At 38.7% G+C, this 23253-nt stretch carries 18 protein-coding genes; 13 read left to right on the top strand and 5 right to left on the bottom strand.

Going from position 1 to position 23253, the window contains the following annotated elements:
• The first annotated feature begins 124 nt into the window (after positions 1 to 124).
• Positions 125 to 4318 (top strand): DNA-directed RNA polymerase subunit beta', encoded by a 4194-nt coding sequence (rpoC, locus tag D7V20_RS14550; RefSeq protein WP_120384903.1) that lies wholly within the window; start codon positions 125 to 127, stop codon positions 4316 to 4318.
• A gap of 430 nt (positions 4319 to 4748) precedes the next feature.
• Positions 4749 to 5105: a DNA transfer protein p32 gene (locus D7V20_RS14545; RefSeq protein WP_120384902.1), complete on the top strand. Its 357-nt coding sequence runs from the start codon at positions 4749 to 4751 to the stop codon at positions 5103 to 5105.
• Positions 5106 to 5212: 107 nt separating this feature from the next.
• Here the strand turns inward: D7V20_RS14545 and D7V20_RS14540 are convergent, their stop codons facing one another.
• On the bottom strand, positions 5213 to 5701 hold the full coding sequence (locus D7V20_RS14540) for a DUF4442 domain-containing protein (protein WP_120384901.1): 489 nt from the start codon (positions 5699 to 5701) through the stop codon (positions 5213 to 5215).
• Between the two features lie 120 nt (positions 5702 to 5821).
• Between D7V20_RS14540 and D7V20_RS14535 the strand changes: the two genes are divergently transcribed.
• The 5 genes from D7V20_RS14535 (at position 5822) to htpG (ending at position 12147) form a co-directional block, all read left to right on the top strand.
• Complete coding sequence (locus tag D7V20_RS14535; RefSeq protein ID WP_120384900.1) at positions 5822 to 6700, top strand: alpha/beta fold hydrolase; 879 nt, start codon at positions 5822 to 5824, stop codon at positions 6698 to 6700.
• A gap of 328 nt (positions 6701 to 7028) precedes the next feature.
• Complete coding sequence (locus D7V20_RS14530) at positions 7029 to 8405, top strand: Na+/H+ antiporter family protein (RefSeq protein WP_120384899.1); 1377 nt, start codon at positions 7029 to 7031, stop codon at positions 8403 to 8405.
• Between the two features lie 464 nt (positions 8406 to 8869).
• Positions 8870 to 9472: an OmpW/AlkL family protein gene (locus D7V20_RS14525; RefSeq protein ID WP_120384898.1), complete on the top strand. Its 603-nt coding sequence runs from the start codon at positions 8870 to 8872 to the stop codon at positions 9470 to 9472.
• A 219-nt stretch (positions 9473 to 9691) separates the two neighbouring features.
• Positions 9692 to 10033 (top strand): lysozyme inhibitor LprI family protein, encoded by a 342-nt coding sequence (locus D7V20_RS14520; RefSeq protein ID WP_120384897.1) that lies wholly within the window; start codon positions 9692 to 9694, stop codon positions 10031 to 10033.
• A gap of 173 nt (positions 10034 to 10206) precedes the next feature.
• Entirely contained in the window at positions 10207 to 12147 is a 1941-nt protein-coding gene (htpG, locus tag D7V20_RS14515) for a molecular chaperone HtpG (RefSeq protein WP_120384896.1), read from the top strand.
• A 122-nt stretch (positions 12148 to 12269) separates the two neighbouring features.
• Here the strand turns inward: htpG and D7V20_RS14510 are convergent, their stop codons facing one another.
• Positions 12270 to 13409, bottom strand: coding sequence for a hypothetical protein (locus D7V20_RS14510; protein WP_120384909.1), 1140 nt, complete (start codon positions 13407 to 13409; stop codon positions 12270 to 12272).
• A gap of 465 nt (positions 13410 to 13874) precedes the next feature.
• Here D7V20_RS14510 and D7V20_RS14505 point away from each other — a divergent pair, with 465 nt between their 5' ends.
• Complete coding sequence (locus D7V20_RS14505; RefSeq protein ID WP_120384895.1) at positions 13875 to 14780, top strand: hypothetical protein; 906 nt, start codon at positions 13875 to 13877, stop codon at positions 14778 to 14780.
• 179 nt (positions 14781 to 14959) lie between these two features.
• Positions 14960 to 15160 (top strand): dodecin family protein, encoded by a 201-nt coding sequence (locus D7V20_RS14500; RefSeq protein WP_120384894.1) that lies wholly within the window; start codon positions 14960 to 14962, stop codon positions 15158 to 15160.
• A 92-nt stretch (positions 15161 to 15252) separates the two neighbouring features.
• Here the strand turns inward: D7V20_RS14500 and D7V20_RS14495 are convergent, their stop codons facing one another.
• Positions 15253 to 15972 (bottom strand): DsbA family oxidoreductase, encoded by a 720-nt coding sequence (locus D7V20_RS14495; protein WP_120384893.1) that lies wholly within the window; start codon positions 15970 to 15972, stop codon positions 15253 to 15255.
• 194 nt (positions 15973 to 16166) lie between these two features.
• On the opposite strand from D7V20_RS14495, the gene D7V20_RS14490 reads away from it, so the two are divergent.
• Entirely contained in the window at positions 16167 to 16916 is a 750-nt protein-coding gene (locus D7V20_RS14490) for a hypothetical protein (RefSeq protein ID WP_120384892.1), read from the top strand.
• 168 nt (positions 16917 to 17084) lie between these two features.
• Positions 17085 to 17591 carry a hypothetical protein gene (locus D7V20_RS14485; RefSeq protein ID WP_120384891.1) on the top strand — a complete coding sequence of 169 codons (507 nt, stop codon included), beginning with the start codon at positions 17085 to 17087 and terminating at the stop codon, positions 17589 to 17591.
• Positions 17592 to 17878: 287 nt separating this feature from the next.
• Here the strand turns inward: D7V20_RS14485 and fadA are convergent, their stop codons facing one another.
• Positions 17879 to 19051, bottom strand: coding sequence for an acetyl-CoA C-acyltransferase FadA (fadA, locus tag D7V20_RS14480; RefSeq protein ID WP_120384890.1), 1173 nt, complete (start codon positions 19049 to 19051; stop codon positions 17879 to 17881).
• A 12-nt stretch (positions 19052 to 19063) separates the two neighbouring features.
• A complete protein-coding gene (gene fadB, locus D7V20_RS14475) occupies positions 19064 to 21217 on the bottom strand; it encodes a fatty acid oxidation complex subunit alpha FadB (protein ID WP_120384889.1) in 2154 nt (717 codons plus the stop codon).
• A 527-nt stretch (positions 21218 to 21744) separates the two neighbouring features.
• Between fadB and lpxO the strand changes: the two genes are divergently transcribed.
• The gene (gene lpxO, locus D7V20_RS14465) at positions 21745 to 22689 is read left to right on the top strand and encodes a lipid A hydroxylase LpxO (RefSeq protein ID WP_120384887.1); all 945 of its coding nucleotides are present in this window, start codon (positions 21745 to 21747) and stop codon (positions 22687 to 22689) included.
• Positions 22690 to 22806: 117 nt separating this feature from the next.
• Positions 22807 to 23253 (top strand): PH domain-containing protein (locus tag D7V20_RS14460; RefSeq protein WP_147395801.1); only part of this gene is annotated, 447 nt, incomplete at its 3' end.

The following is a 23253-nucleotide window of genomic DNA, read 5'->3' as shown; positions in this document are numbered from 1 at the left end:
GGGAGAAGGTTCCCCTTTACAAAAGGGGGATTTAGGGGGATTAGAGATTCCCAAATTTCAGTAAAAAACAATATTTGTGACCCAGTCGGCGAGTGAAAATCTCTCTGACACACGGAGAAAAAAATTGAAAGACTTGCTCGATATCATGCGCAAAAAGACGGACTCAGACGGTCATGCTCCTGTAGAGTTTGATCGCATCCGTATTGGTCTTGCGTCACCAGAAATGATTAAGTCATGGTCTCATGGTGAAGTTAAAAAGCCTGAAACTATTAACTACCGTACGTTCAAACCTGAACGTGATGGTTTATTCTGTGCCAAAATTTTTGGTCCAGTCAAAGATTATGAATGCTTATGCGGTAAGTATAAGCGTATGAAATATAAAGGCGTCATTTGTGAAAAATGTGGCGTTGAAGTAACAACTGCGAAAGTTCGTCGTGAGCGTATGGGTCACATCGAATTGGCTTCTCCAGTTGCACATATTTGGTTCTTAAAATCATTACCAAGCCGTATTGGTTTACTTCTTGATATGACTTTACGTGATATCGAGCGTGTATTGTATTTTGAATCTTATGTTGTTACAGATCCTGGTATGACGCCTATGGAGAAGTATCAACTTCTGAATGATGAAGAATATTTCACAGCGTTAGAAGAACACGGTGATGAATTTAGCGCGAAAATGGGTGCGGAAGCTGTTCAAGACTTGTTGAAAGACATCGACCTTGAAGCTGAAATTTCTCGTTTACGTGAAGAAATTCCGAATACAACTTCAGAAACGAAGCTGAAAAAAGCATCTAAACGTTTGAAGTTGATGGAAGCGTTTAAAGAGTCAAACAACAAGCCTGAATGGATGGTGATGAATGTACTTCCAGTACTTCCACCTGATCTTCGTCCGTTGGTTCCTCTTGAAGGTGGTCGTTTTGCAACTTCTGACTTGAACGATTTATATCGTCGTGTCATTAACCGTAACAACCGTTTGAAGCGTCTTCTTGACCTTGCAGCACCAGACATTATCGTACGTAACGAAAAACGTATGTTACAAGAGTCTGTAGATGCATTGTTAGACAACGGTCGTCGTGGTCGTGCAATCACAGGTTCGAACAAGCGTCCGCTTAAATCTTTGGCAGATATGATCAAAGGTAAGCAAGGTCGTTTCCGTCAAAACTTACTTGGTAAGCGTGTTGACTACTCGGGTCGTTCGGTAATTACTGTAGGTCCATCGCTACGTTTACACCAGTGTGGTCTTCCGAAGAAAATGGCACTTGAACTATTCAAGCCATTCATTTTCGCTAAACTACAAGCATCTGGCCAAGCAACAACCATTAAAGCTGCAAAGAAAATGGTTGAGCGTGAGACTCCAGAAGTTTGGGACGTTCTTGCATCTGTGATTCGTCAACATCCAGTAATGTTGAACCGTGCGCCAACACTTCACCGTTTAGGTCTTCAAGCATTTGAACCTATTCTTATTGAAGGTAAAGCGATCCGTTTACATCCACTCGTTTGTGCTGCGTTTAACGCCGACTTCGATGGTGACCAAATGGCGGTACACGTTCCATTAACACTTGAAGCTCAGTTAGAAGCTCGTGCGTTAATGATGTCGACTAACAACATTTTGTCACCTGCGAATGGTGAGCCAATCATCGTACCTTCTCAGGACGTTGTCTTGGGCTTGTATTACATCACGCGTGATGCAATCAATGCCAAAGGTGAAGGCATGGTGTTTGCGGATACTCACGAAGTAAACCGTGCACTTGCTACAGGTCAAGTTGATTTACATGCTCGTGTTAAAGCACGTGTACATCAAACTGTGATTGATGAAAATGGTAACCGTGAACAGCAAACGATTGTTGTAGACACAACACCTGGCCGTTGCTTACTTTGGGAAGTTGTTCCTGAAGGTATGGATTTCCAACAAATCAACGTTGAGATGACAAAAAAGAACATCTCTAAATTGATTAACTCTTGTTACCGTAAATTAGGTCTTAAAGATACTGTTATCTTTGCTGACCAATTGATGTACTTGGGCTTCCGCCAAGCAACACGTTCAGGTGTTTCTGTGGGTATGGAAGACATGTTGATTCCACCACAAAAACACGCAATTATCGAAAAAGCAGAAGTTGAAGTTCGTGAAATTGAACAACAATTTGAGCAAGGTTTCGTAACTGCTGGTGAGCGTTATAACAAAGTTGTCGATATTTGGGCACGTACTAACGACCAAGTAGCGAAAGCGATGATGGATAACTTGTCATTCACAACGGTTAAAAACAAACAGGGTGAAGACGAGAAGCAAAAATCATTCAACAGTATCTACATGATGTCTGACTCTGGTGCCCGTGGTTCGGCAGCTCAGATTCGTCAGCTTGCAGGTATGCGTGGTTTGATGGCGAAACCAGATGGCTCGATCATTGAAACACCAATTAAAGCGAACTTCCGTGAAGGTTTGACAGTACTTCAGTACTTCATTTCAACACATGGTGCACGTAAAGGTTTGGCCGATACTGCATTGAAAACAGCAAACTCAGGTTATTTAACACGTCGTCTTGTAGACGTAGCACAAGATTTGGTGATTACTGAGCCAGATTGTGGTACTTACGAAGGTCTTGTAATGACACCGTTCATTCAAGGTGGCGATGTCATCGAAAACCTTGGTGCACGTGTACTTGGTCGTGTTGTTGCTGAAGATGTGAAGAAAGTCGGTACGGATGAAGTTCTTCTTCCACGTAATACTTTAATTGATGAAAAACTTGCTACATTCATTGAAAATGCAGGTGTGGACGAAATTAAAGTACGTTCAGTTGTAAACTGTGCTTCTACTTTCGGTGTATGTGCGAAATGTTATGGTCGTGACCTTGCACGTGGTCACTTGGTCAACCCAGGTGAGTCTGTTGGTGTAATGGCTGCACAGTCTATTGGTGAACCTGGTACACAGTTAACCATGCGTACATTCCACGTGGGTGGTGCTGCGAGCAGAACATCTGCTGCAAACAGTGTTCAAGTACGTAATAAAGGTACTGTACGTTTCCACAACGTGAAAACTGTACAGCATGCTAAAGGTCACTTGGTATCTGTTTCACGTTCAGGTGAAATCGGTATTGCGGATGATTTAGGCCGTGAGCGTGAGCGTTATAAACTGCCTTACGGTGCAAGCATCTTGTTGAAAGATGGTGAATCTGTAGAAGCTGGCGGTATCGTAGCGACATGGGATCCGCATACACATCCATTGGTAACAGAAGTTGCTGGTAAAGCGCGTTTCAGCCAAATTGCTGATGGCGTAACTGCAACATCTAAAACTGATGATGCAACAGGTATGACGACTGTTGAAATCTTGCCTGTAACAGCACGTCCTGCTTCTGGTAAAGATATGCGTCCTGCAATCGTGTTGGATACAACCGATGGTGGCGAACAGTTCTACTTCTTACCACAAAATACAATTGTAACTGTCCGTGATGGCGAAACAATTGGTGTGGGTGACGTTATTGGTCGTGTACCACAAGAGACTTCACGTACACGTGATATTACCGGTGGTCTACCGCGTGTAGCTGACTTGTTCGAAGCACGTAAGCCGAAAGAGCATGCAATTCTTGCTGAAATTTCAGGTGTTGTAAGCTTTGGTAAAGAGACGAAAGGTAAGAATCGTCTTGTGATCACTCCGGATGATGGCTCTGAAATTTATGAAGAGCTTATTCCGAAATGGCGTACGATTAACGTGTTCGAAGGTGAGCATGTGAACCGTGGTGAAACCATTTCTGATGGTCCACAAAACCCACATGACATCTTGCGCTTGAAAGGTGAAGTTGCATTGACCAACTACATCGTAAATGAAGTTCAAGACGTTTATCGCTTACAAGGTGTAAAAATCAACGATAAGCACATTGAAGTTATCGTACGTCAAATGTTGCGTAAAGTTGATATCACTGACGGTGGTGATACAAGCTTCATTAAAGGCGAACAAGTGGATTACATCCGCGTTGTGGGCGAGAACCAAGCTGTTCTTGCACAGAACAAATTCCCTGCGAAGTTTGAACGTCAATTGATGGGTATTACCAAAGCATCGCTTTCTACAGACTCGTTCATCTCTGCTGCATCGTTCCAGGAAACCACACGTGTGTTAACTGAAGCTGCTGTAACAGGTAAAGAAGATGATTTACGTGGCTTGAAAGAAAACGTTGTTGTGGGTCGCTTGATCCCAGCGGGTACAGGTCTTGCTTACCATTTAGAACGTCGTCGTCAAGAAGCTGAAGCTGCTGAACACGAACTTGTAAATGACTTCTCTGAAGTTGACCAAGCATTCTCTCAAGCTTTAAACGAAGATTCTTTCTAAGTTTAAGATTTGAAGTAAAGAGGGCGCCTTAGGGCGTCTTTTTTATGTATGGTATTTAATAAGCTGACGTCAGTTCGGAATATATTCCTCATGCCTCGAGCAATGCGACTGATGTTTCCGTATATCATATCGTTGAGAATATACTTATCTCGAGTTCAGGTTAAGGTAAGTTAAAAGCCAATATATGAATTTAGTTCGTATTTTCTATAGTGTGAAAACAAAAAATAATGATGAGTGTGTATTTAAGTGACGAAGAAACTACACAGCATTAACATGAATATTATTTTATTCAGTGGCTTAATGTTTGATAATGAGTTGTTACAAATGACAGCATGAAATTACGATTTGTTCCATAAATCAGTGCTTTCATAAACTCATGAAGATAATTGTATCTAAACATACATCGTTCGCGTAAAAAAGGATGAAGGACATGAAAAAGACAGTAATGGTCGCAATATGTGCAGCATTGCCAGTGATGATGTTAACAGGATGTGAAAACATGTCTGCCAATGATAAACGCATTGGTAGCGCTGCTTTAGGTGGTGCAGTGGGTGGTGCTGCAGGTAATCACATTGGTGGTGGCGTGGGCGCTGCTGTCGGTGCGGGTGGTGGAGCAGCCGTGGGTAGTAAAACCAGTAATGGTTCTAATCGTAATGCAACTTATAGTGGTGTAGGTGCAGGAATTGGTTCTGTAATTGGTAAAGAATTAATTGGCGGTGACGCAGGTGCTGCCATTGGTGGCGCAATCGGTGGTGGTACTGGTGCTGCGATTGAAGGTAAAAAATGATTTCATTCACATAAGTTTTAATGAAATCTAACGAAAATAAGCGCACTCAGCGCTTATTTTTTTGTATGAATTATGATGGTTATCCATCAATTCTCCCCACAGCGTATTTACCTTCTCAAAGGCTGAGGATTTTTTCTTCGGATGTATAGTGTTTTTTGTACTTCTGCGATTCTGAGTCCAGAGTCATCAAAAATATTCAAAGTATAATTACGATAGACGGGTTGATAATCCGCAGTTGCCTGCTTAATTTGTTCGATTTCAGCAAAATCTAAACGAATATCTGCGTAGACTGTGCTACGACCCGGCGATAGAAAGGTAATTGTTGCAGCTTTATCCCAAACCACGTATTTAGGCCCAAGATGATGCATAAGAAGAAGCATATAAAATGGATCAACCATTGAATATAAGCTTCCACCAAAATGCACACCAACAATGTTTTGGTTTTTGTGGGTTAAAGGCATTTTGACGCGAATATGATAGTTTTTTAAATCAATTTTGTCGATTGCAATACCCGCGCCCTTATATGGAGAATAGTGGTTCAACATAAATTTAGACACAAAAGGAATTGTCTGCAGTTTTTTGATTAGTGTATTCATGGTCAATTCTAGTTATTTACTTTTCCACCATAATAAACAACAGAATGGAAAGTGGCATTGATCTAAATGCCCTGCACAATTAAATCATAGTCAATGGTTAAAACAATAAAAGGTGACGTAATGCAAACGCAGATGACTTGGATTTCCACACAAGATGATCAAAAGCTCTGTGCCAAAACATGGGGGGATGCTGAAAAACCCGCATTAGTATTGGTACATGGTTATCCTGATAACCAAGAGGTGTGGGAGCCGATTATTGAACAACTGATTCATGATTTTTATATTATTACTTATGATGTAAGAGGTGCAGGGCAATCTTCTATTCCAAAGCGTATCCGTGATTATGCCTTGCCAAGATTATCTTTAGATTTGGAATGTGTTGTAAATAAGCTTTTACCGAATCGTCAATTTCATTTAGCAGCGCATGACTGGGGTTCAATTCAGTCGTGGGAATCGGTGACTGAAACCAAGTTTAAACAACGTATTTTGTCATATACAAGCATTTCAGGGCCATGTTTAGACCATGCAGCGTTTTGGATGCGTGATCAGTTTATGCATGAAAAACCAAAATTTTTTAAACAGTTATTTAAGTCTTGGTACATTGTTGCTTTTCAACTTCCGATTATCGCACCTACGGTCTGGCATTTTTTCAGCCCACAGCGTTGGGGAAAGGTGTTAAGCCAACTTGAAGGAAGCAAAGACTTACCACTCAATCAAAATATTTCAAAAGATGGTGAGTATGGTATTGCACTCTATCGTGCTAATTTCGTACCACGTTTAACCATGCCACGACAACGTTATGCAGTTTGTCCTGTACAGGCCATTGTATTAAAACAGGATAAATTTGTGAGTCCTGAATTGATTGATGAAATGCCGAAATGGGTCACTGAATTTGAACGCGTTGAGATCGATGCAAACCATTGGGCTATTTTAAGTAAGCCTGAGCAAGTAGCGCTTTATATTAAAAAATTTATTCAACTTAAAGCAAGAACTGATTAAGTTATCCAGAATCAACATTCAACTGTTCATGAGCCACGTCTATCATCGGATCTCAAGGCAAGCCGATGTTTAGCGGGATGATGAATCAGTTCAGTGATATGCAAGAATCAAGTATATTTTCGCCCGAAAAAAAGGGCGATACACCTTGTTTATATGTATCGGCCTGGGCAACTTGCAGATCAGGCTTACACGTTCGCAACTTGCTCTCTAACTTCGACTGTGTCACAGGTTCATTGGTTAGTTTTTTTACAGTTTTAGTGTGAGTAAGGGAAGTTATTTTCAGTTTTAACTCTGTTAGAATGCTTCTTTTTTCTCATGTTTGTTTGCTATGTTCGCAATTATTGCTGCTATTACAGTCATGTTCGGACTGTCTTTAGCTCGTGTACCTGTTGTTTTTGCGCTTATTATTGGTGCTGTAACTGGTGGATTATTGGCTGGTTTAGGTCTGCAAGGAACTTTAGAAGCTTTTAATAATGGTTTAGGCGGCGGTGCAAAAATTGCTTTAGCCTATGGTGTGTTAGGTGCTTTTGCTTTAGCTTTGGCACGATCAGGTCTGCCAGATTTATTGGCATATAAGTTGATTCGTACGTTGAAAGCAGATAGTGATCGTAAATCTCAAAATAAAGTGAAATATATCATTTTCCTTACGATTGCTTTAGCTGCGATTTCTTCACAAAACTTAATCCCTGTTCATATCGCATTTATTCCTGTATTAATTCCACCATTATTGGGTGTATTCAATCATTTAAACCTTGATCGACGTGCGATAGCGTGTTTATTAACTTTTGGTTTATGTGCAACATATATGTTGATTCCAGTCGGGTTTGGTGCAATTTTCCTTAACGATATTTTGGCACAGAATATCAATACTTTTGGTAAGCCTTATGGTTTTGCCGTGAGTAATGAGCAAATCCCACATGCAATGATGATTCCTGTATCAGGGATGTTGGTCGGGTTATTGATCGCCATATTTATTAGTTATCGTAAACCACGCCATTATCAAAATGTTGCAGTTGAAGCGAAGGTTCACAGTATTACAGGTGAAATGACCACGGAAAATACTGATGATAATTCGGTACCGCAAATTGCTAAATTTACTTTATTTATGGCGGCTTTTGCAGTTTTAGCCACACTGTCGGTTCAACTCTATTCAGATTCGATGATTCTTGCAGGCTTGGTGGGTGTTGCAATTTTAAGCTGTGCGGGTATTTTCAAGTGGAAAGAAGCGGATGATGTCATCATTACAGGTATGCGAATGATGGCACTGGTCGGTTTTATCATGATTGCAGCGCAAGGCTTTGCTGCGGTGATAGAGGCAACACATCAAGTTCCTGCATTGGTTGAAGCATCGGTGAATTGGATTGGGAATAGTAAGGCGCTTGCAGCATTTTTAATGCTATTGATTGGTTTATTGATTACGTTAGGCATAGGTTCTTCATTTTCCACAGTGCCAATATTAGCGATTATTTATGTGCCGCTGTGTATCCAATTTGGGTTTAGCCCAATGGCGACTATCGCTATTATCGGAACGGCAGCTGCTTTAGGGGATGCAGGTTCTCCTGCTTCAGATTCTACTTTAGGTCCAACTTCGGGTTTGAATATGGATGGGCAGCATGATCATATGAAAGATAGTGTGATTCCTACCTTTATTCATTTTAATATTCCTTTATTAATTTTTGGTTGGATTGCTGCAATGGTGCTCTAATCAACGCATATCAATATTAACTGCTTTGATGAAGCCTTAAATGAATCCAGTATAGCGGCGTTTAAGGTTGCAGGTTTTAAACCTGAATCAAAGCAGTTTTTTATTGGGCAATAAATACAATACATAAAAGTATAATTGTTAATTAAATAAAGGAAATTTTGAAAAACAATTTTATTTAAAATAAGGATATAATTAAAAAAAATGAAAAGATATATTTCAAATATACTTTATGAGTATTTAGATAATAATTTTAAAGCATACTAAAATACCTTGAATTGATTGTTTAAAAAATAAACTATATTAGTTTAGTTGGTTTTAATAAACCAACCTTATTGATTGGTTTAAATAAATTATATTAAAATACAATGGTTTAAAAATAATATTAAAAATTGAAAATAAATGTGTATTGCATTCGTTATAATGAATGTGTTTAATGTAATTAATAACAACACAGAGGATTTATAATGTTTAAGAAAGCCGTACTTATTGCATTAATGGGGATTTCATCTACATCATTTGCACAGTGGCAAGTTAAGGTTGGTGCTTCGGCAATTGCGCCAACGCAAGATACAGCAATTCTTGGTGGCGCAGCTGTGGTTAAAGCTGATGATGAATATGCATTCACACCATCTGTAGAATATATTTTTGGGCAAACCCCTTTTTCTGCTGAAGTTCTTTTGGCAACACCAATCAATCATGATGTGTTATTGAATGGTGAAAAGGCAGTTAAACTGAAACACTTACCGCCAACAGTAACGTTTAAATATAACTTTAAAAATTCTACTGGATTTACACCTTATATTGGTGTCGGTGGAACAGCATTTATTGCATGGGATGAAGAAACTTCAGGTGATCTTGAAGGTACCAAAGTAAAAGTTAAAGAAGACTTTGGTTTTGCTGGTCAAATTGGTTTTAACTACCAACCAGCAGATGCGAAAAACTGGGGAGTATTCGTTGATGCGCGTTATGCTCAAATTAGCCCAGAAGTTGAAGTGAAAGGGGTAACAACTTTTGATTTAGATATTGATCCAATGGTGTATACAATTGGTTATAGCTATAAATTCTAAGTTTTAGCCTATTAAAAACTCGGCAAACACGCCGAGTTTTTTATTTTGGTTCTCATCAAAAAGGTGAGCGCTAAAATATCCAATTGAGTGAGCTTAATTTGCTTTATAAATATACAAACAAAACATATAGAAAAAGAACAAAATAGCTACTTTTGACTATATCCGTTCTTTGTAAATCCAATTAATCTAATCACAATATTTTAATAATTTTAAATTCATATGAAATTCTATCTTTATATCGTTTGCGTCTTCACCTGCATTTCATCAGTCACACATGCTGCAAGTTTTAATTGCGATAAAGCTCAAACAAAAACCGAGTCTGCGGTATGTGAACATCGGAATTTAAATGATGCTGATGTGAAAATGGCAACCACCTATAATATTATTCGTAAACTTGTACCGATGGGCACGCGTGGTGTGATTCAAGATCAACAAGTAAAATGGTTGCAACTCAGAGATCAATGTCAAGATAATGCCAGTTGCTTGGCGGATGTTTATAAAATGCGTCAGCAAAAACTGGATATTTATATGAATCGTGTTTATCAACAAGGTCCATTTTAAAAAAAAATTAAAATTTCCCATTGAAATATCCTGAACTCACTCCATTTCTAAAGCATTCAAAAATTCTTTCATCTGAATTTAGAACACATTGATCTTTTCGCTAAGTTAAGAAAATAAAGCGTGGGTGGAAGAATTTTAATAACAAAGTTGATATGAATTTAACGGAGTGATTTATGAGCGAACAAAGCGCACAACAAGGTTCACAAAAGCATAGCTTTCAAGCTGAAGTAGCCCAACTTTTACATTTAGTGACGCATTCTCTCTATTCAAACCCTGAAATTTTCCTGCGTGAATTGATTTCGAATGCTTCTGATGCATGCGATAAATTACGTTTTGAAGGGATTAATCATCCTGAATATTATGAAAATGATCCGAATCTACATGTTCGTGTAAGCTTAGATAAAGACGCGAAGACGATGACTATTTCAGATAATGGGATTGGTTTAAGTCAACAAGAAGCGATTGAAAATTTAGGAACCATTGCCAAGTCAGGTACCAAAGACTTTATGTCTAAATTGTCAGGTGACCAAAAGTCTGACGCACAGCTGATTGGTCAGTTTGGTGTTGGTTTTTATTCAGGTTTCATCGTTGCTGATAAAATTACGGTTGAATCACGTCGTGCAGGTTTAGATGCAAATGAAGGTGTTCGCTGGATCAGCGGTGGAACTGGTGATTTTGAGGTAGAACAGATTGATAAAGCTTCACGTGGAACAGATATTATTCTACATTTACGTGATGATGCTTTAGCTTATTTAGATAGCTATAAAGTTAAACAAATTATCAATAAGTATTCTGATCACATCAGTTTGCCGATTGAAATGCAAAAAGAAGTTTGGCAAGAAGAAGCAGTTGCTGAAGGCGAAGACGCAAATGCAGCGAGTGGCGGTCAATACGTTAAGACAGATGAATGGGAAGCCATCAATTCAGCCAGTGCACTTTGGACACGCAGCAAGAGCGACATTACAGAAGAGCAATATGTTGAGTTCTATAAAAACCTAACCCATGATTTTGATGCACCATTGGCATGGTCGCATAATCGTGTGGAAGGAAGTACTGAATATACACAATTACTTTATATTCCAAGCAAAGCTCCAAGTAATATTTTTACACGTGAAGCAAAAGCAGGCATCAAACTCTATGTAAAACGTGTGTTTATTATGGATGATGCGGACAATCTGATTCCAAATTATCTACGTTTTGTGCAAGGTGTTGTCGATAGTGCTGATCTTCCTTTAAATGTTAGCCGTGAATTACTACAAGAAAGCCGTGATGTAAAGACCATTCGTGAAGGTAATACGCGCCGTGTATTAACCACTTTAGATAGTTTAGCGAAGTCTGAAGATGAAGCAGATCAGGAGAAATTCAAAACCTTCTATGCTGAATTTGGTTCGGTCATCAAAGAAGGTTTAGGTGAAGACTTTGGGAATCGTGAACGTATTCTCAAACTATTACGTTTTTCTACTTCAAATCATGATGATATTTCGACTTCACTAGAAGCTTATAAAGCACGTATGAAGGAAGGCCAGAAAGCGATTTATTATGTCACTGCGGATAGTTTAACAGCTGCAAAAAATTCTCCTCAACTTGAATTGTTCCGTAAGAAAGGCATCGAAGTTCTGTTAATGGCAGACCGTGTTGATGAATGGGCAATGGAGTTTGTGAATGAGTTTGATGGCACACCGATGCAAAACGTTGCTAAAGGTGCTGTAGATTTAGGCGATTTACAAGATGCGGAAGAGAAAAAGGCTTTAGAAGCTGCGGCTGAACAGTTTAAGCCAGTGGTCGAGAAACTGTCAGATTCATTGAAAGCGAAAACTAAAGAAGTCCGTGTAACGACACGTCTGGTTGATTCTCCAGCATGTTTAGTGACTAGTGATGGTGATCTCTCGCCACAATTGATTCGTATGTTGAAGCAAGCAGGTCAAGCTGTTCCTGAATCTAAGCCTATTTTAGAAATTAACCCTGAGCATCCTTTGGTGAAAAAGCTTGAAAGTTCAGCACAATTTGATGATTTAGCCAACGTGATCTTTGATCAGGCGGTCATTGCAGAAGGTGGCTTACCTGAAGACCCAGCTGAATATGTAAAACGTATTAATAACTTACTGCTTAAATAAGTTGTTATTGTTCAAAAGCCTATCTTCGAGATAGGCTTTTTTTTGCTCATAAAATGTGACATTTAGAGAAAAGTGGATAAGTCTAAACTTATCCACAATCAAAGCGATGTTACACGATTATCTTAAAATAATGCTTCTAAACGCACCAAAGCACTTGGGTAATGACTATGATCTTCGCGATGATCATTAAAATAGTTTAAATCGCCTTGTACATAGAACCATTCACGCCATACAGGTTGACGCCATGAGACGAAAGGCCCCCAGCTGTTCAGCCTAAGATCGCTGTCATTATAATAACCACCTGTATAGATACCGTAGTTAAAACGATTGCCTTTAAAAAACTGATGTTGACGATAAGTTCTATTATTCCATGTTAAATCATCATCTTGCTCATCGGCATAAGTGACATTGAACTGATTGGAAAGGAAAGGTTGATTCGGACGTGCATGCGTTAGTTCTAAATTGGTGCGGAGATAATTTTCACTGTCGATACCATAGCGATAAATTTGTTCTGCATGGAAATAAAAATCATCACCTAAATCCCAGTCTTTTTCAGCTTTTAAGCGTGCATAAATATCACTACCCGAACGTATACCTAAGTCAGCATCGACGTCAAAGGGCAGTCTTTTAGCAGCTTGTGACCAACGTAATGCGATTGAACTATTGTCGTCTCGGGTACGCTTACCATCAAATTTTTTATCAGATTCACTTTCAGGATTTAGATTGCTAATGGCAACGTTATTTTCAATTTCATCATCTAAAGAGTCATCACCAAAAACCACACTTAAACGATTTTCAAGGGTTGGTAATTTAATTCTACCTCGTACACGTGGTCTAACCTCATAACCATCATGCTTATTCCAGCGGTTATCGACCAAGACTCTCAGGGTCGCTGTTGCGGGTTTGGTTGGGTCTGTTTCACCAAACCAGCCATCTATTTTATGGGCAGTATTATCTACCCAATCACGTAGCCCTTTTTGTTGTTTATCTGTCCAAGTTTGATTTTCAGTCACTGCTGTTGGAGGGACAATACCTTGATCGGATTCATTAGGAAAAATGGTTGGTGTTGCATCGACTACACGCGGAATATAATTAAGCCAACCTTTTTCCCCCTCTTGAACTGCGTACAATGATTCAGATTTCTGAGCTTTCGCATCGGCAATACTACTCACAGTTTCAGCAAAGACTGAATTTCCATAAAAACTCCCTAATAAACAGAGATAAGGGACTGTCGAAAGGATCGAATTTAAGTTTCTTTTGATTTTCACTTTTTCTATCTCTTTAAGCTTCTGAATTTTTCGTCTTTAACATCACTATGCCCTAAAAAAACAGTAAATTTCAATATATTCATTGTGATCAATATAAAAGCGATCCAAAATGTTTCAAATAGAAACAAAGCATGCATCCTTTAATGAGCTTTTATTCATGAGTTGATGTTGAGTTAAGTTAATATTGAAAATGAGTAAAAATTATTTCTAGGTAGGTAGATTGTAGAATGGATTAATCAGTTTACTCATAACAATCAATGTATTTTACCGTTTTTATTTTCCTATTTGGCTTATAAGATGTTGTTTGAATGCAACCGTGATGTATAGCAATTAGAGACAGAGCAGATTGTATTTTAAAAACTAAAAATGAGATGAAATGACAAAGATCTTTTGACATGATCAAATAAGATGATTGGGCAATCGCACTCAGCATGAGCATATAAATAGGCAGGACACTCAATGCAACAGAATATGTTAATGAAAAAGACCATCACACACTTTTCTATATTGACCAGCAGTATTTTATTCTCATCCAGCTTATTTGCTGAGCAAATGCAAAGTCCTAAAACAGCTGTCAGTGCATTAAACACGGCAATTGTGGTCAAAAATCTAGACTACAAAACGATTTTTATGCAGTTCCATCAAAAAGATATTCGCTATTTAAAAATGAAAGATATCTCTATGGATCAAGCAGTTGGTCTAAAAGGGAAAGACGGGAATATTGATTATGCAGTTTTTAATCCAGTACAAACATATCAAAATGTACAAGGAGAAAAGCGTTTTATTGTGCGCTTAGAAATGTTTGAACAGGATGATGGATTGATCATTACAGGGCATCCTTCACGACCAAAAGTGGAACTCTATCTATTCAAACAGCTCAGTAATGGACAATATCAATTATTGAGTCAGTCTCGGCCTGATCTTGATATTTCAGGCAGTTGGGGAGAGTCCCATTTAACTGCAGAGGATTTTCAAAAAATTCGCCGTGTGGGTAAAGCACAAATGGGTCTGATCTATTCAGGCGGATATACTTCAACAGGTTCTCATTCTGAATTTTCATCGTTAATTGTGTTGAATGAGCGAGGCTGGATTGAGGAATATCCATTTGGTATTTCTGAGGATAATTCAGGTGCTTATGAGCATGGTGATCCTAAATTGGCTGGTTTTTCTAAGGTATATCAATTAAAAGTTGATCCAACAGCTCCAAATTTGTATCCGATCCAAGTGACTTATTCCAGTTTTGGGAAAATGGATTGGCGTGATGATTTGCCAAAAAATGGAAGCATATTTACTATTCAATTTAATGAAAAGAAAAATTGTTATATCAATCAAAAGGGCAAATGTAATACTGATTTTGACGATTAATGGTTATTGTTGATTTAAATTGCGCTTCAATTTTTAGCTGATGTATTGAATTTCAGCGTTATTCAAAATTTCATGTAGCGTTATGTATGATTATTTTTGTTTAAATTTTAATCAACATCAAAAGCGCTTATATTTGTAATAGGATGCAATTTCCTTTTATAAAAATAGAGTGCGTCAACATGGCAATTGCAAAAGTTGTAGAGGTAAATTCGAGTAGCGCTAAAAGTTTTGAAGATGCGATTCAAACAGGCATCGCCAAAGTCACTGAAACAGTTAAAAATGTACAAGGGGCATGGATTAACGAACAAAAAGTCATTATCAAGGACAATAAAATTACGGAGTATCGCGTGAATCTTAAAATTAGTTTCTTGGTTGAGTAAGCTTTATTTATAAATCATTCAAATAATCAAAAAGATAAACCCCTGCATTGACATAATGCAGGGGATTTATTTTAGCTCATGACAATGACCCATTATTTATTTGGAACATCGCATGATTCATCATTACACACAGCAGCATCTTGTTGTTGAACTTCACTATTTTCGGTATTTTCAGTTTGGTCCATGCTTGCTTGGGCTTTTTCTAAAACTTGCACAAAAACATCACGTGGTTGTGCGCCTGCTAAAGCTACACGCTGATCAAAAACAAAGAAGGGAACACCTGTAACTTTCAGTTGATCATGTGCCACTTCTTCATCGAATTTGACAAAATCCGCATATTCATCTGAGTTAAGGACATCGTCAACTTCAACAGGGTTTAAACCAATACGTGCAGCAACGTCTTCAATGGTTTCACGTTCACCGATCGGTAAGCCTTGGGTCATATAACTATAGAAGAAAGCTTCCTCAGCTTCTGAGCCTAAACCTTTGCTTTGAGCAAGGTGAATAATACGATGTGCATTAAAAGTATTGCCTGAATTTGCATTTTCCCAATTAAATTCAATACCTTCTTCTTTTGCCATCACTGCAATATTGCGTTGCATCTCTTCCACTTCGGCAAGAGTACGCCCATATTTCTGAGCAAGACGTTCAGAGTTTGAAACTTCCTGACGTGCTGGTGCTTCTGGATCAAGCTCAAAACTATGCCAATGGATTTCAAGCTCAATGCCTGTTTGCGCCGCTGCGGCTTCTAAACGCTTTTTGCCGATATAACAAAAGGGACAAACCACATCTGACCAAATATCTACACGCATGGGAAATCTCTAAGCTCTCAAAAGTAATGGTATATATCATGGGGTTGATCATTGTAAATTTAAAGTTTGTTCAGAAAACAACATGGTTTTAAAACCATTAAATAAGGTATTTATCGCTTAATTGTATAATCAATATACAAATGAATTGGGCTTAAGTTATTCTAAGTCAACAGTAAAATATTTTAGGACAAGGTATGCGGCGAATATTGATTATTTTGACAATCGTTGTCCTTGCGATTGCGGGGTTTTTCTACTATGACCATACGAAAACAAAGCGTGATGAAGCCCAACGCCAAATGTTTGATGTTGTCATGACTGATAAAATGCGTCAGCTCTATGAACAAGCGCAGGATCGTTCTCAACCTGTCAAAATTGATATTCATGATTCACGCCTAACAGGGGATTACAAAATTTTATCTGAATTTTTGTTGAGCTATTGGATAAAAAATATTGATACACGTAATGCTTATTTGAACCAACTTGCGGCAGCGAGATGGAATCATTTTTTAGATGTAAAACGTTTGGATGCGGATCGTAAACAGAACTATCAAGAAACAGAACAGATGATGGTCACAGTACGGCAAGCGATGCTGAATTATCAAAAGCAAAATACTCAAAATAAAAATGATGCCTTGGTACAACTAAAAGCTTTAGATTTAAAGCAAGATTTAAAACAACCGTTACAAGCCAAATTAGAACAAAATTCAAACCTGGATCCTGAAAATTCTTTAATTTTAAATGAATTAAAAATATTGACCAAAGCGGAAGCCATGTTTGAAATGCTAAAAAAATATGAATGGGAAGCCAAAGGTAATCAAATATTGTTTAAAAATGATGTCCAAGTGAAGCAATTTAATCTGTTATTCCAAGATGTTTTAAAGCTCAATGCAAAAATAAATGATCAAAAAGAACAAAATGCAGAGGTTTTAGAACAGGCTTTATAAAGATTTTATGGGATGTTGTGAAAAGTATATTTTAGCATTTTTGGCTCAGCCGTTTATCTGAGCATTGGTGAACCAGTAGACGTTTTGGTATAGGCTATTATTATAGGTTTCAATTTATTTTGAATCATTTTGGGCTTATTTGATGATTAATTTTTACGGGTGAAACGTATGAACTTTATCAAAGTTTTGACACTTGTAACTGTAGTTGGTTCTATTGGTTTCGCTTCGGCTCAAGCTGAGGAAGTGAACACATTGCCGACCATTAAGGTCATGGCAGATGCTGAATTACGTGAAGAGGTGGGTATCGTTCCTTATCAGGATGATAAAACTGCACGTAAATCATTGCAGCACCAACTTCAGAAAGATGAAAATGAGATCCAGAATTTTGCTATTGGTGATAATTTCGCGGTGATCGATATGCAACCGACCATGTCGCAAGTCGATATGAGTCATCTTTCTCCTTTACAGCAAGAGTATGTACTCGCTGTTGCTGCAGGTTTGCAGTCTTCCGATCCAACCAACGGCTTATTTATCATGCTTCAACCCTTAGGTATTGACCGTAGTAAAGCACTCGATGCAGTCAGTAATAACGAACCGATTAAATTTAACTTTGATACCAATCGTTTAAATATTATGTTTGGGGATAAGTGGCCAGGAAATTTACCTAAGCGTTAAGTTGTTTGGGTGTTTAATGTTTAAAGAAAGCCTGCTCTTTGATTGATATCACAGCAATTGTCAGAGGATTATTTACATTCGGATTAATGATAGTTGCTGCAATGTTTATTTTGAATTATTGGGTTAAATTTATTGGAACGGACAACAGTGATTAATTTAGATGAATAGATTTTATCATTTTCGTGTTATTGACAATAACCTATATAGTTCAATGCTTTGTTATGTAGTAAAGATAAAAAAATCCCCGCACTAAACGGGGATTTTTCATCTCAGTATTTAATTAAAAATTAAACACGTTCGATAATGGTCGCGATACCTTGACCAAGACCGATACACATGGTCGCAAGACCGATTTGAGTATCTTGTTGTTCCATCACGTTCAACAACGTTGTCGTGATACGCGCACCTGAACAACCCAATGGGTGACCCAATGCAATCGCACCACCATTCAAGTTGATGATGTCTTGTTTGTCATAGATGCCTAAGCCTTTCATTACAGATAGACCTTGAGCAGCAAACGCTTCGTTTAACTCGATGGTTTGGATATCATCCATCGTTAAGCCAGCACGTTTAAGCGCTTTTTGAGTTGCAGGAACTGGGCCATAACCCATGATCGCAGCATCACAACCTGCAATCGCCATAGAGCGAATCACAGCACGAGGCTTAAGACCAAATGCTTGAGCACGTTCAGCAGACATCAACAACATTGCAGATGCACCATCAGAAAGTGCAGAAGAAGTTGCCGCAGTTACTGTACCGCCTTTAGGGTCAAATACAGGACGTAATGCTTTGAATGCTTCAAGGTTAGCATCTGGACGAATCACTTCGTCAACGTCGCAAAGCACTTTGAAACCGTTTGCATCATGACCTTCAACACCCACGATTTCGTTTTTGAAACGACCTTCTTGCGTTGCAGCCCAAGCACGACGGTGAGATTCAACACCAAATGCATCTTGCTCTTCACGGCTAATGCCATTCATACGACCTAACATTTCAGCAGTCAAGCCCATCATGTTAGACGCTTTTGCATAGTGTTTAGATGCTTCAGGGTTCAAGTCGATACCGTGCATCATCCCAACGTGACCCATGTGTTCAACACCACCAACGATGAAAACATCACCTTGGTTGGTTGCAATTTGAGCCGCAGCAGTGTGGATCGACTGCATAGAAGAACCGCAAAGACGGTTCACCGTTTGACCACCAACAGTCTTTGGTAAATCAGCCAATAACACGATGTTACGGCCAATGTTCATACCTTGTTCAAGTGTCTGGTTCACACAACCCCAGATGACATCTTCAACTTCGTTTGTATCAAATTGGTTACGAGCAACTAAAGCACGAACCAATTCAGCAGATAAGCTGTCAGCACGTACATTGCGGAACATACCGTTTTTGGTTTTACCCATTGCTGAACGTACGCCATCAACGATGACAACGTCACGTGGATTTAAAGTAGCCATTCACGTTGCTCCTTAACCGTAGAATTTTTTGTTGTTAGCAGCCATGTCACGCAACATTTGTGGCGCTTCATAAGCCTTACCTAAGTGTGCATATTTGTCGCAAAGCGCAACATACTCAGCTACACCTGTTTGGTCGATGTAACGGCATGGACCACCACGGAATGGAGGGAAACCAACACCCATGATCATCGCCATATCTGCTTCAGAAGCAGTAGCAACGATGTTGTCTTCTAAGCAACGAACTGTTTCGTTGCAGAAAGCAAGCATCATACGATCAATGATTTCTTGTGGATCAAACTCGTGTTTTTCAGTTGTTGCCATTGTCGCAACAAGTTCATACGCAGTTGGATCAACAGTTTTCGCTTTCTTACCTTTACGATCTAGCTCGTATTTGTAGAAACCAACGTCGTTCTTTTGACCAAGACGTTTGTTTTCATACATGATTTCGATCGCACCTTTGAAGTCTGGCTTCATACGGTCTGGGAAACCTTCAGCCATTACTTCAGCGCCATGAACACCTGTATCGATACCAACAACGTCGATCAAGTATGCAGGGCCCATAGGCCAGCCGAATTTTTCCATCACTTTGTCAACTTGTTGGAAATCAGCACCATCTTTAAGAAGAAGGTCAAACGCACCAAAGTAAGGGAATAATACACGGTTTACAAGGAAGCCCGGGCAGTCGTTCACAACGATTGGTGTTTTACCCATTTTCTGAGCAAGTACCACAGTGGTTGCAATCGCTTCTTCAGAGGTCTTTTCACCACGAATGACTTCTACAAGCGGCATCATGTGCACTGGGTTGAAGAAGTGCATACCAACGAAGTTTTCAGGGCGTTGTAGATTTTCAGCCAAACGTGTGATTGAAATCGTAGATGTATTTGATGCAATGATCGTGTTGTCACGAACATTCTTCTCAGTTTCAGCAAGTACGATACCCTTAATTTTAGGGTTCTCTGTCACTGCTTCAATCACGATGTCTACTTCTTTAAACTCGTCATAGCTTAAAGTAGGACGAATGCGCGCAAGTGTTTCACCCATTTTTGCAGGGGTCATCTTTTTGCGTTCAACTTGCTTAGTCAACAATTTGTTCGCTTCAGCCATACCTAATGCAAGTTGTGGATTACCAATATCTTTCATGATGATTGGCGTACCTTTGCTTGCAGCTTGGTAAGCAATACCGCCACCCATGATACCCGCACCAAGCACAGCAGCTTGGTTTACAGGATGCGCACCTTTTTCATGCTTTTTAGACGCTTTTTTAACAACTTGATCGTTGATGAATAAACCGATCAAAGCACCTGCTTGAGGCGTGATTGCTGCTTTAGCAAAAGCTTCAGCTTCAGCTTTTAATGCGCCATCACGATTTAAGCTTACGCCCGCTTGAAGTGAATCAAGAAGAAGTTTTGGAGCAGGGTATTGCGCAGGATTTGCTTTTGCAAGAACAACGCCTTTAGAAGAGTTGAACGCCATCATTTGTTCAAGCATGTCTAATTTAACAGGCTCTAGTTTTTCTTGACGTTTTGCTTTCCAGTTCAAACGACCAGCAATCGCTTGTTTAACCAGATCAATTGCAGCTGCTTGTAATTGCTCAGGAGCAACAACAGCATCTACAGCGCCGTCTTTAAGCGCAGCTTCTGGACGTTTGTTTGCAGAAGTTGCAATCCACTCAACAGCGTTATCGATACCGATTACACGGCTTAGACGAACTGTACCACCGAAACCAGGAATGATCCCAAGTTTGATTTCAGGTAAGCCGACAGTTGCTGTTGTAGACATGACACGGTAGTCACAGACTAAGCACATTTCAAAACCGCCGCCCAATGCAATTCCATTGATCGCAGCAACTTTAGGAATTTCCAAGTCTTCGAACGCATTGAAAATATCATGAACAGGCATAGCCCATTCTACAATTGCACTTTCACCTTGTTTGAAGTTCTCACCGAATTCAGTGATATCCGCGCCGACGATAAATGTAGATTTACCAGAAGTAACGATTAAGCCTTTTACTTCGCTGTTATTTTTTACAGCTTCAATGGCAGCTTTAAAGTCTTCAATCGTTGCACGGTTGAATTTGTTAACCGACTCACCTTGTAAGTCAAAGCGGAATTCTGCAATTCCGTCCGAAAGCATTTGGACGGTAATGGCATTGCCAGCGTGGATCATGCCCTGATCTCCTTTTGTGGAGGACTTCTAAGTTGATGTTTTGAAGTGTGTATGCAATTCCCGCACACATTTCGACTTCACTAATCTTACGATAACTATATCTAAAAAGAACATAACAAGTTGTATCAAGCCGTGACGCAAGGGTCATCAATTTTTATGTTGCAACTATCCATTGTGTCGTAGCTGTGATTCATTATTCATTTTAAAAATCAAATGAAGTCTATGTTTAATTTGAGATTTTGAAATCAAGATCTTTATTCAGATGCGGTGTTTTTTGTCTATTTCAAGTGGCTATGTAAAAAGCCTATTCAGTCATTTAGGTCAATTTGGACAGACAATAGCTATAACTTTATAGAAGAGAGTTTTGTTTTACCTCAGATTGTTAGGAAGTAAAACATCGAATTTTGTCTGATAGATTGGCATTTTTATTGTGAGTTTTGCTAAAATTTGAGAAAACTGGGCATGGGTAATGATGTTCAGCCAAACCATCAACCTGAATTCTCCTATATTAATATCAAGAGTGCTATATGATTAAATGGATCATATTGGCGATTTTTGTGATTTCAGCTTTGTATATCCAAAATCGCGGTAAAGTGCGTCATTCGTTTTATCGTCAGTTTTTTGACCATTCTACGATACTCGCACCCATCAATTTCCTGATGTATATGTTTTCAAAAGTGCCGAATCAACCTTATATCGACACGCAACATTTCAAAGATTTAAAAATCTTGGATGAAAACTGGGAAATGATTCGTGATGAAGCGCAAGCGTTATATGCTCAGGGCGGTATTAAAGCGTCGAGTAGTTATGATGATTTAGGCTTTAATTCATTCTTTAAAACAGGATGGAAACGTTTTTATTTAAAATGGTATGACTCTGCACATCCTTCAGCAGCTGAGTTATGCCCAAAAACCACAGCATTACTCAAAACTTTACCGAGTATTAAGGCTGCAATGTTTACTGAGCTGGCGCCTGATAGTCGCTTAGTACGCCATCGTGACCCATATGCAGGTTCACTACGCTATCATTTAGGACTTTTAACCCCGAATGATGACCGCTGTTTTATCGATGTCGATGGTCAGCGTTATTCATGGCGTGATGGTGAAAGTGTGGTTTTTGATGAAACTTATATTCATTATGCTGAAAATAAGACCGGTCAAAACCGTATCATTTTCTTTGCTGACGTTGAACGTCCATTAAAAACAAAATTGATGGAACGCTTTAATCATTGGTTTGGTAAAAAAGTGATGACTGCTGCAAGCTCTCCCAATGAAGCGGGTGATCAGACAGGTGGTTTAAATAAAGTTTTTGGTTATGTTTACCAAATTCGTATTAAAGCGAAAGCCTTGAAAAAAACCAACCGTCGGTTGTATTACTTCCTGAAATGGTTCTTGATGCTTGGAATTTTCTTCCTGATTTTTATACGACCTTATATGTCTCAAATAATCGCTTTTATTCAAAAGTTATTTTAATCAGTGAATACCCAAAAGCGCCCTGAATGGGCGTTTTTTATACAAAAATCGACTTGTTTTTCTACTTTTATTTTCATAATTTAAAAGAATAATTGATAAAAGTGTGAGGGGAAACATATGTTTAAGAACCTAGCTTCCGAAATGATGGGTACCAGTGATATTGGGATCATTATTGAACCGCAAGATTTTAATAAAACCGATATTGATGATTATATTTTCCATGAAGACAACGAAAAAATTTTCTTTGTGATCAAAAGTAAAACAGATGAATATTGTTTTACCAATGTTGCTTTTATGCATTTAGATGGTAAAAGCGCCATGAGTAAAAAGCGAACTTTATACCGTTATTTATATAAGCATAATCCGATTAAAAATGTGCTTTTGGAAACAGCAGGTACAGTTGATTTAGATATAGAAATTAAGTTTCTGTTAGGCGAACAACACTTCTCGATTGATATTGATAAAAAGCAAATTGAGAAAATTCGTGATTTGTATAAAGCATTATTTACTATTGGTGAGACCTGTAAGGAAATCAATCGTAAGCGTAATATTCTATTGCAAAGT

Source organism: Acinetobacter rongchengensis, from assembly GCF_003611475.1.
Classification (GTDB): domain Bacteria; phylum Pseudomonadota; class Gammaproteobacteria; order Pseudomonadales; family Moraxellaceae; genus Acinetobacter; species Acinetobacter rongchengensis.
Note: the sequence above shows the minus strand (reverse complement) of the source record. Positions and strands in the feature narration are given on the sequence as shown.

Excerpts from the sequence above, each read along its gene's own strand:
- D7V20_RS14545 (WP_120384902.1), top strand. The coding sequence starts at position 4,749 with ATGAAAAAGACAGTAATGGTCGCAATATGTGCAGCATTGCCAGTGATG.
- D7V20_RS14540 (WP_120384901.1), bottom strand. The coding sequence starts at position 5,701 with ATGAATACACTAATCAAAAAACTGCAGACAATTCCTTTTGTGTCTAAA.
- D7V20_RS14535 (WP_120384900.1), top strand. The coding sequence starts at position 5,822 with ATGCAAACGCAGATGACTTGGATTTCCACACAAGATGATCAAAAGCTC.
- D7V20_RS14530 (WP_120384899.1), top strand. The coding sequence starts at position 7,029 with ATGTTCGCAATTATTGCTGCTATTACAGTCATGTTCGGACTGTCTTTA.
- D7V20_RS14525 (WP_120384898.1), top strand. The coding sequence starts at position 8,870 with ATGTTTAAGAAAGCCGTACTTATTGCATTAATGGGGATTTCATCTACA.
- D7V20_RS14520 (WP_120384897.1), top strand. The coding sequence starts at position 9,692 with ATGAAATTCTATCTTTATATCGTTTGCGTCTTCACCTGCATTTCATCA.
- htpG (WP_120384896.1), top strand. The coding sequence starts at position 10,207 with ATGAGCGAACAAAGCGCACAACAAGGTTCACAAAAGCATAGCTTTCAA.
- D7V20_RS14505 (WP_120384895.1), top strand. The coding sequence starts at position 13,875 with ATGCAACAGAATATGTTAATGAAAAAGACCATCACACACTTTTCTATA.
- D7V20_RS14500 (WP_120384894.1), top strand. The coding sequence starts at position 14,960 with ATGGCAATTGCAAAAGTTGTAGAGGTAAATTCGAGTAGCGCTAAAAGT.
- D7V20_RS14495 (WP_120384893.1), bottom strand. The coding sequence starts at position 15,972 with ATGCGTGTAGATATTTGGTCAGATGTGGTTTGTCCCTTTTGTTATATC.
- D7V20_RS14490 (WP_120384892.1), top strand. The coding sequence starts at position 16,167 with ATGCGGCGAATATTGATTATTTTGACAATCGTTGTCCTTGCGATTGCG.
- D7V20_RS14485 (WP_120384891.1), top strand. The coding sequence starts at position 17,085 with ATGAACTTTATCAAAGTTTTGACACTTGTAACTGTAGTTGGTTCTATT.
- fadA (WP_120384890.1), bottom strand. The coding sequence starts at position 19,051 with ATGGCTACTTTAAATCCACGTGACGTTGTCATCGTTGATGGCGTACGT.
- fadB (WP_120384889.1), bottom strand. The coding sequence starts at position 21,217 with ATGATCCACGCTGGCAATGCCATTACCGTCCAAATGCTTTCGGACGGA.
- lpxO (WP_120384887.1), top strand. The coding sequence starts at position 21,745 with ATGATTAAATGGATCATATTGGCGATTTTTGTGATTTCAGCTTTGTAT.